Origin of the sequence: Paenibacillus sp. PAMC 26794 (genome assembly GCF_000316035.1) — a bacterium.
Classification (GTDB): domain Bacteria; phylum Bacillota; class Bacilli; order Paenibacillales; family Paenibacillaceae; genus Paenibacillus.
Window position 1 is genome coordinate 277704 of record NZ_ANHX01000011.1, and the last position, 13219, is coordinate 290922.

13 protein-coding genes and 1 riboswitch are annotated in these 13219 nt (G+C 45.4%); all 13 genes read left to right on the plus strand.

What is annotated here, in order from left to right; all coding sequences use genetic code 11:
* The first annotated feature begins 6 nt into the window (after positions 1–6).
* The 13 genes from D829_RS0106525 to D829_RS0106585 all read left to right on the plus strand — a co-directional run bounded on the left by D829_RS0106525 (position 7) and on the right by D829_RS0106585 (position 13186).
* Positions 7–1833: an ATPase, T2SS/T4P/T4SS family gene (locus D829_RS0106525; protein WP_017688054.1), complete on the plus strand. Its 1827-nt coding sequence runs from the start codon at positions 7–9 to the stop codon at positions 1831–1833.
* Positions 1823–3889, plus strand: coding sequence for a hypothetical protein (locus D829_RS0106530; protein WP_017688055.1), 2067 nt, complete (start codon positions 1823–1825; stop codon positions 3887–3889). Before D829_RS0106525 ends, D829_RS0106530 begins: the two co-directional genes overlap by 11 nt.
* Positions 3890–3950: 61 nt before the next feature.
* Positions 3951–4436, plus strand: a complete 486-nt coding sequence (locus D829_RS0106535) for a hypothetical protein (RefSeq protein WP_017688056.1) — start codon at positions 3951–3953, stop codon at positions 4434–4436.
* Positions 4437–4452: 16 nt separating this feature from the next.
* Positions 4453–4851, plus strand: a complete 399-nt coding sequence (locus D829_RS0106540) for a hypothetical protein (RefSeq protein WP_017688057.1) — start codon at positions 4453–4455, stop codon at positions 4849–4851.
* Positions 4848–5399, plus strand: coding sequence for a hypothetical protein (locus tag D829_RS0106545; protein ID WP_017688058.1), 552 nt, complete (start codon positions 4848–4850; stop codon positions 5397–5399). The genes D829_RS0106540 and D829_RS0106545 overlap by 4 nt, the downstream gene beginning before the upstream one ends.
* Positions 5386–6369 (plus strand): hypothetical protein, encoded by a 984-nt coding sequence (locus tag D829_RS0106550; protein ID WP_017688059.1) that lies wholly within the window; start codon positions 5386–5388, stop codon positions 6367–6369. Before D829_RS0106545 ends, D829_RS0106550 begins: the two co-directional genes overlap by 14 nt.
* Positions 6370–6506: 137 nt before the next feature.
* Positions 6507–8057: an ABC-F family ATP-binding cassette domain-containing protein gene (locus tag D829_RS0106555; RefSeq protein WP_017688060.1), complete on the plus strand. Its 1551-nt coding sequence runs from the start codon at positions 6507–6509 to the stop codon at positions 8055–8057.
* A gap of 103 nt (positions 8058–8160) precedes the next feature.
* A riboswitch (TPP riboswitch) is annotated at positions 8161–8270 on the plus strand.
* Between the two features lie 193 nt (positions 8271–8463).
* Complete coding sequence (locus tag D829_RS0106560; RefSeq protein ID WP_017688061.1) at positions 8464–9159, plus strand: thiamine phosphate synthase; 696 nt, start codon at positions 8464–8466, stop codon at positions 9157–9159.
* A gap of 17 nt (positions 9160–9176) precedes the next feature.
* Complete coding sequence (gene thiO / locus D829_RS0106565) at positions 9177–10343, plus strand: glycine oxidase ThiO (RefSeq protein WP_017688062.1); 1167 nt, start codon at positions 9177–9179, stop codon at positions 10341–10343.
* Positions 10340–10543: a sulfur carrier protein ThiS gene (thiS, locus tag D829_RS0106570; RefSeq protein ID WP_017688063.1), complete on the plus strand. Its 204-nt coding sequence runs from the start codon at positions 10340–10342 to the stop codon at positions 10541–10543. The genes thiO and thiS overlap by 4 nt, the downstream gene beginning before the upstream one ends.
* 2 nt (positions 10544–10545) lie before the next feature.
* A complete protein-coding gene (locus D829_RS0106575; RefSeq protein ID WP_026081037.1) occupies positions 10546–11313 on the plus strand; it encodes a thiazole synthase in 768 nt (255 codons plus the stop codon).
* Entirely contained in the window at positions 11310–12362 is a 1053-nt protein-coding gene (locus D829_RS0106580; RefSeq protein WP_017688065.1) for a ThiF family adenylyltransferase, read from the plus strand. Before D829_RS0106575 ends, D829_RS0106580 begins: the two co-directional genes overlap by 4 nt.
* A gap of 119 nt (positions 12363–12481) precedes the next feature.
* Positions 12482–13186, plus strand: coding sequence for a response regulator transcription factor (locus D829_RS0106585; protein ID WP_017688066.1), 705 nt, complete (start codon positions 12482–12484; stop codon positions 13184–13186).
* Positions 13187–13219: the final 33 nt, after the last annotated feature.

The window sequence follows — 13219 nt, forward strand, 5'->3', positions numbered from 1 at the left end:
CCTCCGATGCTCTGGAATACCATATGGATAAGTTTGATTTTGATTCTGTGCCTGACTTATATCTGGTTCAAGTATAGAACGTTTCTTCGTGAAAAGAATGCTCGTGTTCCTGAACAGGAATCATTCACGATTGACATGTTGATTGAGAAGGTGAAGAACTCACTTCATGAGCTTAGTCATAGTCAGCTCGCGGATGCGGGTCTGCATGAAGAAGAATATCGTCGAAGAATTAATCAGCGTGCCGAGATGAGAAAAGCACTGAAGGGCTGTGTCTCAGGCAGTATCAGCGACAAAACGTATGTCAAAAATCTGATAGGGGATCTCCTGACCCGAAGCATAGGGCTGAACAAATCAAATGTAGATGAAGTTATTTTGTTTGCAGAAACAGATTTGTTGACGATCCAGGACCGATTCGAAATTGTGTTTTATCTGTACCGACAGCAATTCGGTGTGGATGCACTCTCCCGAATGATTGATACCTACGATCTTGGCAGACTGAGAATGGAGGAAGGTACGGACGATGGAGGAAGTTATTATATCTCTGAGGAGGATATTCAGTATGTTTTCGAGTGCGAATATCGAGAGCTTGGATTCAGAGAAAAGACGGATATCATCGTGCAACGTATCTACCAACATTATAAAGGATTCTCGGTTGTTGATGAGATAAGGGACCAACGTATTGACGGCGTTAGTGGTGGTGTTAGCGGTATGCTTGATGCTGTTCATAATATGGGACTTCGAAAACCGGCATCATGGAATGATTTGCTGGATCAAGGACTGGAGGATGATGCACATGAAGAACCGCTTAGCGGCATGGAAAGTGTCTGGATTTTCTATAAAGGTAAGTCCATTCATCTATCCTTTCTGTCATTCGGAAGCATCCGTGAACTGAAAAGGGTATGCCAGAATATATACAAATACAATTATCCCGGACAGTTGTCGGAAGCAAGCGGATACAAGGTGAACGAGATGAAAGACGGCTCCCGTGTCGTTGTTGTTAGACCTCCTTTTGCAGAATCATGGGCGTTCTTCGTCCGGAAGTTCGATATTCCGAATGCTTCACTTGAACAGTTGATTACGGGTAACAACGCAGATTTACCAATTACATTGCTTCAATACCTGATGAAAGGAAGCCGGATCACAGCTGTAACCGGGGCCCAAGGTTCTGGTAAAACAACGTTGCTTATGGCTATGGTCAAACACATCTATGCATCGTACACCCTTCGGGTGCAGGAGATGGCGTTTGAACTTCAATTAAGACGGATCTATAGCCGACGTAATATTTTGAGTTTCCGAGAGACTGAACACATTTCAGGTCAACAAGGGCTTGATTTGCAGAAAAAAACGGATGGTACCGTCAATATTCTCGGTGAGGTTGCGAGTGATGAGGTGGCCGCATGGATGATTCAAATGTCTCAGGTTGCCAGTCTGTTCACCCTGTTTACCCACCATGCCAAAACGTTTCGTGATCTGGTCTTCTCCCTCCGTAATTCCTTGCTCAAGACAGGTATGTTCCAGCATGAGCATATTGCTGAGGAGCAGGTTGTGAGTGTAATCAACTTCGATGTTCATATGAAGAAAGATGCTGAGGGACGAAGATATATCGAACGAATTACGGAGTGTCTTCCTCGTGCGAATCAAGGTGATAGCGTGGAAGAGAGGGCAGGTTTTACATTTCATAATGTTGTGGAGTACAGAGATGGAGCGTATGTTGCAACAGCTCCAATCTCCTCTGGAAGCATGGTGGATATGCGAGACCAGATGACATTACAGGATGCCGAGAAATTTGAACTGTTTATGAAGCAACACTGGGGTGATCAGCATGACAATTAAATGGATTCTGCTCCTCGTATTAAGTATTTGTGCAGGAGGTTTGCTGATTACACTTCTGGTTTTAAGTATGTTACGTCACAGAGGAGGTGGTTCAACAAGTCAATCCGGCGTGATTTTTGCTCCTAGCGGGAAGGGATTCAAGGGACTGGGATCAATCTTGTTGCAGTCCTACCGTCTTGGAATGAAAGTGCCATTGCTATCAGCTTATATTCTACAGGTGCAGAAACGTATTTCATTCCGCCATGTTGGGGATGAGCCTTCACTTCGCAGGCTGACGATGACAGTGGTTCTGATTATTCTTGGAGGTTATGGAGGCATAAGTGTCATTCTGTTTCTTATGCAGCCGGGTATCGCTTTTGTAATACTGTCCGTGCTCTGTGCTGTGGTACTAAACAGCCTGGTATTGGATATGTGCCTTAGTCGTATGGAGAAAAGGTTGCTGGTGCAGATGTTGGATCTCTTTGCAGATGTAAGGCATCGGTATCATCAGCATGGCATGGTTGAGGAAGCGCTCTATGAAGCCGCTGAAGCAGGTACAGGAGAAGCAGCAGAACAAGTAAGACTGATCTACGAAGCTCTAACTTCTCCAGATCCGAATGAAGCACTTGAGCGTTATTATGAAGTGGCTCCCAACCGTTTTCTCAAAGGATTTGCCGGCGTTTCCTATATGGTTATGGAGTTTGGGGATAAGGACAGAGCACAAGGTTCTATTTATCTTAAAGGACTTGGTAACCTGACTCAGGAGATTCATCTGGAGATTTTGCGGCGTGATAAATTGGATTACCTGCTCAAAGGACTTAATATCATCGCGCTAGCTCCGGTATTATTCACCGCTCCAATCGAACGCTGGGCCAGAGTCAGTTTCCCAACGATGGATGAATTTTATCGCAGCAAAATCGGTTTTGTTACCAAAATATCGATCTATGTCATCATTATCCTTGCTTATTTGCTTCTGCAAAGGCTCCAGCAATACGATGAGACCCGTTACCGGTCAGGGCATAAGCATTCATGGTTGGATCAGTTTCTGTACAGGAAGACCTTCATACGGAAATTGGCGATGTTGTTTGCAGCAAAACCTGGCAGTGCACAGTACAGTCAAACGATACGGCTCATGAGGGAGAGCAGCTCAGAGTTGAAATACGAATGGCTTGCCATTCGACGAGTGTTGTTATTCGCAGGTTGTTTGGTCCTTACAATGGTGTGCATCTTGCTGTTGCACCAGGTTGAACGTAACCACATCTTGTATGATCCAATCCGCGATGATCGAATGTTTGGTGCAATGGCTGAAGCGGATCTCAGGAAAGCTGAGGAAAAAACAGCGTTGGATCAATCCGTGTTGGAAAGTGTGGAAATGAACCGAGGAGCTACATACGAAGAAGTCTCCAAAGCGTTACAGCAGTTATCTCCAGTTCAGTTAGACCATGATACCCAGAATGAGACCATCACGCGCATTATGCAGAAACTTGAGGTGTATAACAAGCAATATGTACGCTGGTGGGAAATGATTATAGCCATTCTCATGGGTGCAGCGGGGTACTACATGCCCGTATGGCTCATGTTATTTCAGCGGAAAATGCGAAGGTTGGATATGCGACATGAAATCTATCAATTCCAGACAGTGATTTCCATTTTGCGTGAGATGGACCGGATGTCAGTCGAGGAGATATTGGAATGGCTTAATCGATTTGCGGTCATTTTCAAGCGCCCGCTGCAAAAATGTTTGTTGCATTTTGAACATGGACCAGAGCTTGCACTTGAACAATTAAAGGAAGAGGCGGGCTTGCCCGAGTTCCAGCGACTGGTTGATAAATTGCAGCTTGCCCTTGGCAAAATATCAATACGTGAAGCCTTCGATGATCTCGAGAGCATGATGGCATTTTATTTTGAACAACGCAAGCAGGAGTATAGCAAAATGATAGATGTCAAAGCATCATGGGGGAGAACCATTGGATTTACACCTATGTACGCCCTTATCTTTTTGTATCTGGTTATTCCATTGGTCGGTATGAGCTTCTTACAAATGAACATTTATTATGAACAGATTCAGAAACTGTAAACAGTTCATCTGTGTGACAGTTTGAAATGTATAGAAAACTTATAACTTGGGAGGATTTATTATGAATAATGCATCAAGCGCTTTAAAGGTGGCAGCAGGGATATTCTTGACGATCGCTTTAATCACAATTGTAGTTCTGTTGTTTATTTCGGCTCAGGAGGCAACCAAGACGGCCCAGAACAATTTTGCTGATATCCAAACCGAGTTGTCCCAGGCTGCATTTACGGTATATGACGGAACAACTATCAGTGGATCACAGGTAACCAATGCGCTGCGTAAATACGCTGACAAGGAACAGTTTGGTATTAAAGTGATTACGGGTAAAAATGTAGCTGGTCAATGGTACGGTAATCAGTTGAATATTTCTCAGGATCTCAATAATGCGGATTATGGCTCTGTTATTGGACCTGAAGATAAGGTGGGTATTATTAACCAAACCATGAGTGAAAAAGACAATCAGTATGTCAATCCAAGTGGTAAATTCAAAGCGATTATCGTGAAAGACCGATCGAACGTGGTAAGAGGGCTGATCTTCCAGCAATCCTGACAGGAGTTGGTTTAACATGTCCCGGAATACACAGCATCTCATGTTGTTTTGTACGGCGGTTGTCCTGTTTGTGACAGCCTGCCTGTACGGGCAACAGAATGTTAAGATTTTATCAGCGGCCTTGAATGACAGAGTACAGACAACAGCAGGCATGGAAGGTCGGCTGACAACAACACTGCGTACCACTAATCCGGATCAGTATAGTGGTGCAGAAGTGTTGCATACCGTAAGACAGATGACAGGCACTGGCATTCCTGTGGAGGTAGATGGAACTTCGTATGTGATTGATCCACTTGTCAGCAAAACAGCGACGATTCCTGTCCAGCTCGATGCCACCTACAGACCAGAGTTTATACGAAATGAAACTGGAGAACTGCTCAAGATTTTTTTTTGGAAGGAGGCGAGTGTGAATTGATTAATGCCGCATCCAAGCTGCTTGCCGTATTGCTCGCAGTCCTTCTGCTCTATGTGTACCCAGCTGCTGAAACAGCCGATCGGCAGGATGATATAGCACGTATGACGGCTGTTCAGAATGTAACACGTTTTGTTGATGCTGTCCGAACGAAAGGATATATTTCACCTCGAATGTTGGCTGAGTTTGAGGAGCAACTGGCCCAGACCGGCAATGTGTATGAGGTGTCGATGGAACATTTACATAAGAAATATGTACCTCACTATACAGACCCGATGGACAATAACAGTTTTAACGGGACCTATGAGGTGGTGCAGGATGGATATTATGCAGCTCAGATTCGAGAAAGACTATTCCCATCCTCAGGTGTGATACCGGTTGATGATCCTGGCCGAAGATATACGTTGACGACAGGGGATTTTTTCACCGTGACTCTCCAAAATACTAATCGTACACCTTCCATGCTCATTCGTGAATGGTTGAGTGGTACGGCTCAGGCTTCAGCAGTATTTGTAACATACGGAGGTATGGTCCTCAATGAAGATTACTGAGCTATCCATTGTATTCGTGATGATCTTCTTCCCACTCTTCTGGATCATTTCACTCCATAGCCAAGATGCAGAAGAGGCTCAATATCTGGGCCACCGATACAGATTGGCGCTTCAAACTGCAGTCATGGATGCTGGTGCAGTGATGCATCAGAATGAGAAACAAAATGATGAAGCGGGTTATGATTCAACCAAGTTTGTTAAAGCGGATAAGCAACTTGCGCTTGCAACGTTCACCCAGACGATGGCTCTGAATATGGGGATACAGGATGATCCCGCAGCTATTCGAAACATGTTTAATTACATTCCTGCCGTGGTTATTCTGGATTATGATGGCTATTATATGTTGTCCACAGAAACAGAGATGACGGGTAACCGTGAAGATTCTTTCAGGCAAGTGTGGAGCCCCAAGAAACCTTATACATATTCAGATTCTAATGGTAACAGTATTAACTTTACACTGGACGACTACGTATATGCCTATGACGCAAACGCAGGGAAATGGATTGAAGGATTTCAAAAAGAACTGGCCTCAAGCACACAGATTCCTTTACTTCAGAATACCAGCGTATTTGAGCAAGTTAGACAAAGCCGGATTGTGACTACTGTGCAGGATGATCTGGCTGATGTGATTAACCGCCATAATGAGTTTGCCAGAAAGAACGGTATTTCCTATACGTTTACGATGCCCCTGATTGCGCAGGAAGATTGGTACAACTCCATTAACGATACAGGGATTATGGCTTTTATCCAAGGTATAGGTGTGGGTGACCAAAAGATCAACAATTATGCGATCGGTGGAGGCAGACTTGTGAAGAAAACGGCCATCGTAGGTGGGGTAGATCCTTTAACGGGAATCAAATACTATTATCCATCCACTTGTGGTAATGGTTACCGTGCTGAAGAAGTGTTTACAGATGCCAAACAAGCAGCCGCACAGGGTTATTTCGAATATAACTGTTCTATTCATTAGGTTACCTACATGGGGAATTCATGGAAGAGGTTCCTGTTATGCTTACATTACTTTCAGAAAAGACGGAACCTGTGCTAGAATAGGGTTTCAGAACTATAAGCAAAGTAATGTCTAATAGATAGGAGCAACCTCATCTTATGAGTTTATTGTCAGTAGAGAACGTGAGTCACAATTTTGGAGATCGCACGTTATTTAAAAATGTATCGTTTCGCTTACTCGCCGGAGAGCGTGTAGGACTTGTTGGTGCCAATGGTGTGGGTAAATCCACATTAATGAACATCCTTACCGGAAAATTGCTTAAAGACAGTGGGAAAGTAGAATGGACACCTAGAGTCCGTTATGGATATCTGGATCAGCACACGAAGCTCACACCAGGCAAAACCATCCGTGATGTGCTAAAGGATGCTTTCTTGCCGTTGCTTGAATTAGAAAAAGAAATGATGAATATTACGGACCAGATGGCAGATGCAGATCCAGATAAGCTGGAGCAGTTGCTGGAAGAGATGGGCGATATTCAGGAACAACTGGAACAGGGCGACTTTTATCTGATTGACGTAAAAGTGGAAGAGATGGCCAATGGTCTTGGTTTGTCCGCAATTGGTCTTGATCGAGATGTCGCAGCTCTAAGTGGTGGACAACGTACCAAGGTGCTTCTTGCCAAGCTTCTGCTCGAGAAACCTACAGCTCTTTTACTGGATGAGCCGACCAACTATCTGGATGTAGAGCACATTGAATGGTTGTCACGTTACCTGAAGGACTACCCGCACGCGTTCCTCTTAATCTCCCATGACACGGAATTCATGAATGAAGTCGTAAATGTCATTTATCATTTGGAATTTGCCAAATTAACGAGATATGCAGCGAACTATAACAAGTTCCTGGAGATGGCGGATATGAATAAAGCTCAGCATATTGATGCGTACGAGAAGCAGCAAGAGTACATTAAGAAGCAGGAAGATTTCATTCAGCGTAACAAGGCACGTGCGTCCACTTCAGGTCGAGCGAAGAGCCGTGAGAAGCAGTTGGATAAGATTGATCGAATTGATCGCCCAGATGAAGCGATGAAACCAACATTCAAATTCAAGGATGCCCGAGCGAGTAGCAAAACGGTCTTTGAGGGTATTGATTTCGAAATAGGTTATACGTATGCTTTGCTGCCCAAGATGACGATGACGATTGAACGTGGTGAGAAAATTGCCATCGTAGGTTGTAACGGTGTAGGTAAATCCACACTGCTCAAGACCATCCTTGGTAAAATATCTCCACTTAATGGAAAGACCTTTTTGGGAGATTATCTCGAAACGGCCTATTTTGAGCAGGAAGTCCGTGCTGGAAATATTACACCGATCGAGGATGTGTGGAATGAGTTCTCACATCTGACCCAGAATGAGGTTCGAGGTCACCTTGCCCGCTGTGGATTGAAAAATGAACATATTACTCGTCCGCTTAACATGTTGAGCGGTGGCGAACAAGCTAAAGTTCGTTTGTGCAAGCTCTTGATGCGTGAGAGCAACTGGATTCTGTTCGATGAGCCGACAAACCATCTGGATGTAACGGCCAAAGCGGAGTTGCAGCGTGCTTTGCAAGAGTTCAAAGGAACCGTGCTGCTTGTATCTCATGAACCTGATTTCTACGAGGGTTGGGTTACCAAAACATGGAATGTCGAAGAATGGTCCGAGAAAAACTAGATTGTCGTGCAGCGTTATATAGCGAAGTCGTCTTGAAACACGTTATAATGGAAATGAACGGTGACAAAAAAATCCGTCTATGGTAACATAAGCTACAACTTCATATGAACACTAGGGGGGCCGCACGATGCGGCTGAGATGGAAGAATGCGATTCTGGACCCTTTGCACCTGATCTGGATCATACCAGCGTAGGGAAGTGGCGCGCGCACTTCAGTGAATGACGTGAGCAAACGAGAATTCGAAAGAATGTCAACCGTCTGCTTAGCGAATGGAAACATGTAGTTCCGTGTATAACGTTATGGATATAAGGTCCATAGCTGTATTACACGAAATGAACTGTATGCTTCAGTCAGTCATCTGGTCCTATAATTAATACGCAGCCACTCCCCTACGGGAGTGGCTTTTTTGTGTTTTCATGGCATTCACAATTGGAAGGAGAGGGATGGTACGGTAATTTCTCATGAACATGTTCACGAATCATTTGAATTGCATGTTGTATCTACGGGTACATGGGATCAAGCATCTTTTGTAAAAGCTGCAAAGGACGTTTGGCCTTGGGTGGACTATATTCATATACGAGAGAAACAACTCTCGTGGCAAGACAAGATCGGTTGGGCTGAAAGTCTGCGTAGCATTGGCGTTCCATCTTGTCGCATCGTTATCAATGGTTCAGAGCTGCCTTCACAGAATGACATCTATGGCGGTGTACATTGGGGGCAAGATGCGATACGTAACTATAACCCTGCTGTTATAAGCAATGTGCAGCGACTTCGTCTGGGTGTATCTGTTCATTCAATCGCTGAGGCAAAAATCGCTGAAGAACGTGGAGCCGATTACCTATTCTTCGGGCATGTCTACTCAACCAACAGTAAGCCTGATCTTGAACCAAGAGGATTATATGCTCTGGCTGAAGTGTGCTCTGGTGTCTCCATTCCTGTCATGGCGATTGGGGGCATCGAACCGGGGAACATTCACTCTATTCGCTCTGCAGGCGCACAGGGAGTCGCTGTGATCTCGAATGTATGGGCGAGCGATTCCCCGGATCGGGCGGCTGCATTATTAAGGCAGGCTATCGTTGATACAGAAAGTCTGAGCCGCTGAATCAAGGAGATGAGAGGATGAAAGAGATCATTACTGATAGACCGGATAAGATTTATGCAGAAACGATTATTGTAGGCGGAGGCGTTGTTGGATGTGCCATTGCGTATGAGCTTGCTTCCCGTGGACAGGATGTGCTGTTACTGGAGCGTTCGGCGATTGCAGGAGGCACTTCTTGCGCGGCGGCTGGAATGCTGGCGGCAGAGAGTGAGGATTTTGCTCATCCTTTGATGGCTAAGCTTGCCAGGCAGAGCAGGCAGTTACTTCATGAGCAACAGGTACTAATGGCTACCCTCAGTGATGTAGAGGTTGGTCTGCAACGCCAGGGGTTCTTAACTCCTTTTCGTTCATACAGTGAATTAAGTAACTATAAGAATAATCGAAATTCTGCTAATTCTGCGGATGAGGTGTGGTGGGACCGTTCCGTTGTGCAACAGGAGGCACCATGGCTTAACAGAGATACGTATGGATCCTACTACAGACCTTACGAGAGTGAGATTCTTCCAGTCCATCTAACGAAGGCATATGCTGAATCCGCTCAAGTATTGGGAGCACGGGTTATGGAGGACATACAGGATATACGTGTGCAAGCAAACGAACACGGCGTGCAGGGGATCACCACATCGATCGGTGAGATGAAATGCAAACATGTCATTATAGCGGCTGGATTACAGAGTGAAGAACTGATGAGATATGTGAATCTGAGCTTGCCTGTGTGGTCGGTAAAAGGAGAAATAGCCGCCGTTCAGTTCTCAGCTGAACATGCAGGGTACAGACCTGACAGAACGGTGTATGCAGAAGATATCTATATTGTTCCCAAAGCTAATGGAGAGGTTTGGCTCGGGGCGACCAGTCTGCCAGGCAGAACGGATCTGAACGTTTCTGTACAGGGTGTTCAGAAGCTGCTAGCAGCTTCTACCCACTGGGTGCCTGGGATGAAAGAAGCACAATTTTTGCGAGCGTGGGCAGGCGTAAGACCGGCAACTCCGGATGGACTGCCTTATATAGGTGCTTGCAAGAGTATACCCGGGCTGTTCGCCGCCTTTGGGCATTACCGCAACGGTATCTTGCTTAGTGCGATAACAAGCAGGCTTATTGCTGAGTTGCTCGCTGGCAAAAGCTCAGAAGAACTCGGAATTGAGGCGCTGAGCCCTGAGCGATTGAACAGAAAGGGAGTGGTGCAGTGAATATCATCGTTAATGGTCAACGGATGGAGATTGAAGAGAGGTTGAATCGTGTGGATAAATTGCTCCAATCTTTTGACCTGCAAGTCAAGACTGTAGTTGTTGAGCTGAACAGGCATATCTTAACGCGTGAGTACCATGAGTCAACGGTATTAAGAGAAGGCGATCGAATTGAGATTGTACATTTTGTAGGAGGCGGTTGATGATGTTGAACATTGGTAAATATACGTTTGAGTCCAGATTGTTGCTCGGAACAGGCAAGTTTTCGGATCTGGAAGTGCAAAGTCAGGCTGTGGAAGCATCTGAAACGGAAGTTTTAACCTTTGCTGTTCGTCGTCTGAATCTGGAGGAACGTAATCAGAAGCATTTCCTGGATACGTTGGATCTGGACAAATACACTCTTCTTCCGAATACCGCTGGGGCTTCCACTGCGGAAGAGGCGGTGCGGATTGCCGAGCTTGCGCGGGCTTCAGGACTTTGTGATATGATAAAAGTCGAAGTCATCGGAGATGGAATTACGTTGCTCCCAGATCCGATTGAAACGTACAAGGCTTGCGAAATTTTGCTTGAAAAGGGCTTCACGGTATTGCCTTATATTTCGGATGATGTCATTCTGGCCAAAAGGCTACAATTGCTTGGCGTACATGCTGTAATGCCTGGCGCTTCTCCCATCGGAGCTGGCAGAGGCATCATCAATCCCTATAACCTTGAGATCATCATTGAGCAGGCCGTTGTACCTGTAATTGTGGATGCAGGATTGCGCTCCCCAAAAGATGCTGCTTATGCGATGGAACTTGGTGCAGATGGCGTATTGTTAAATACAGCCGTATCTGGATCAAGTGATCCGGTGAGCATGGCTAAAGCGATGCGATTGGGGGTAGAAGCGGGCAGACTGGCATATGAAGCAGGCATGATTCCCGTAAAGCGTTATGCAGCAGCCAGCAGTCCGGTGGAAGGAATGGTTCATACATGATAGATCAACAATCAACATCTTCCGAGCAGGCCGATCGGTATTCCAGACAGGAACGCTACGCGCCACTTGGCAAGGAAGGCCAGGCCAGATTAAAGGGCAGCAGAGTTTTAATTATAGGCGCTGGCGCACTCGGAACAGGGATTGCAGAAACGTTAGTTCGTTCAGGAGTCGGACACTTAACGATTGTGGATCGTGATTATGTGGAGTGGAGTAACCTGCAGCGACAGCAATTATATGTAGAGCAGGACGCGATTAAGCGGATGCCAAAGGCGATGGCGGCGGAAAAACGGTTATCTGCCATTAATTCCACGGTTCATGTGGAAGGGAAAGTGTTGGACGTCAGAGTAGATGAGTTGGAAGAACTCGTTCAGCATACAGACTTGATCATGGATGCAACGGATAACTTTGATACCCGACTACTCATTAATGATATGGCACAGAAGCACCGCATTCCCTGGATTTATGGTGGATGCGTAGGTAGTTACGGTATCACCTACACGTTTATGCCTGGAGATACGCCATGTTTAAATTGTTTGCTGGGTGAAGTCCCTCTGGGTGGAGATACCTGTGATACGTCTGGCATCATACCTCAAGCGGTACAGATGGTAACGGCGAATCAGACAGCAGAAGCGATGAAATTACTTAGCGGCAATGCAAATGCATTGAGACGTAAGTTATTGTCATTTGACGTGTGGAGGAACGAATACATATCCATCAATGTGGATGGTGCGAAAAAGCAAGACTGTCCTTCCTGCGGCACTTCGGCAACGTATCCATATCTTTCTGCGTCCAATCTGGAGAAAACCGATGTGTTGTGTGGCAGGGACACCGTTCAGATCCGACCTGCACGGCGCATGAATCTGGATCTTCAACATACAGCGGATCGCCTGAACAGGCTTCAAGAAGGAAAAGTGGAATCCAATCCGTTTCTGGTTTCTTTTACAACAGGAGTCCATAGAATGGTTATTTTCCAAGATGGACGTGTCCTCGTACACGGAACAAAAGACACAGCTGAAGCACGTACGCTCGTCCATCGCTACTTTGGTTAAAGCAAGAAAGAAGCAAAGTCTGTTCCCTTGAGGGAATGGACTTTTTCATTTTACGGCATGCTATCTGTACCAACCATTGCTGCGAGCAGTGGGGATAGAGACAGGCCGGGTGAAAAAGAGTGAAAACAGCCATTTTGCTGATTGGAGTAGCAGAGCAGGTCAGCCTTATTCAGGATATTTTATGTAGCGAAGGGTATGACGTGCAACGAATGGAGTCGTCCGAACTAAACCAATCCGTCGAGCCTTCGTTGCTGCATATTAACCTGATCATCCTGGTAGACCGGGAAGAGGGGAAGAAACATTGTGGCCAGGATCAGAAATTAGAGTTAAAACGATGGTTAGATAAAGGTCAGGTTATACCTCTACTGGTTATTACTTCAAATGTATCTCCTCAATTCATCGTGGAATGGCTGGATTATGGAGCTAATGACGTGATGGAGGAACCCATTCACTTGAACGTGATGCTGGCTAGAATACGAAATTTATTGCGTGTTTTTGCGAATGCAACACCAGAGGGTGAAGAAGTTATTGTAGTTTATGATCTTAAAGTGAGTTTGCGTTCAAGACGGGTAAGTCGTGCAGGTGAGTACCTGACATTAACGCCAAAAGAGTACGAATTGCTGGAATTTTTGGCCCTGCATGTGAATGAGGCATGTACCAGAAGTGATATTTTGCGGGAGGTATGGGGATATGAGTATGCGATGGATACCAACGTTGTGGATGTGTACATCAAACATCTGCGGGTTAAGGTGGATAAGGGAAGAAGTGTGAAACTGATTCATACTGTGCGTGGGATCGGTTATATGCTTCATGATAAAAATTAGATTTTCACCGCATTCCATGAATCACCAGTTTAA

Bases quoted from the DNA above. Each gene is read 5' to 3' on its own strand.
- D829_RS0106575 (WP_026081037.1), top strand. From the start codon at position 10,546: ATGTTGAACATTGGTAAATATACGTTTGAGTCCAGATTGTTGCTCGGA.
- D829_RS0106525 (WP_017688054.1), top strand. From the start codon at position 7: ATGCTCTGGAATACCATATGGATAAGTTTGATTTTGATTCTGTGCCTG.
- D829_RS0106535 (WP_017688056.1), top strand. From the start codon at position 3,951: ATGAATAATGCATCAAGCGCTTTAAAGGTGGCAGCAGGGATATTCTTG.
- D829_RS0106580 (WP_017688065.1), top strand. From the start codon at position 11,310: ATGATAGATCAACAATCAACATCTTCCGAGCAGGCCGATCGGTATTCC.
- D829_RS0106530 (WP_017688055.1), top strand. From the start codon at position 1,823: ATGACAATTAAATGGATTCTGCTCCTCGTATTAAGTATTTGTGCAGGA.
- D829_RS0106555 (WP_017688060.1), top strand. From the start codon at position 6,507: ATGAGTTTATTGTCAGTAGAGAACGTGAGTCACAATTTTGGAGATCGC.
- D829_RS0106540 (WP_017688057.1), top strand. From the start codon at position 4,453: ATGTCCCGGAATACACAGCATCTCATGTTGTTTTGTACGGCGGTTGTC.
- D829_RS0106550 (WP_017688059.1), top strand. From the start codon at position 5,386: ATGAAGATTACTGAGCTATCCATTGTATTCGTGATGATCTTCTTCCCA.
- thiO (WP_017688062.1), top strand. From the start codon at position 9,177: ATGAAAGAGATCATTACTGATAGACCGGATAAGATTTATGCAGAAACG.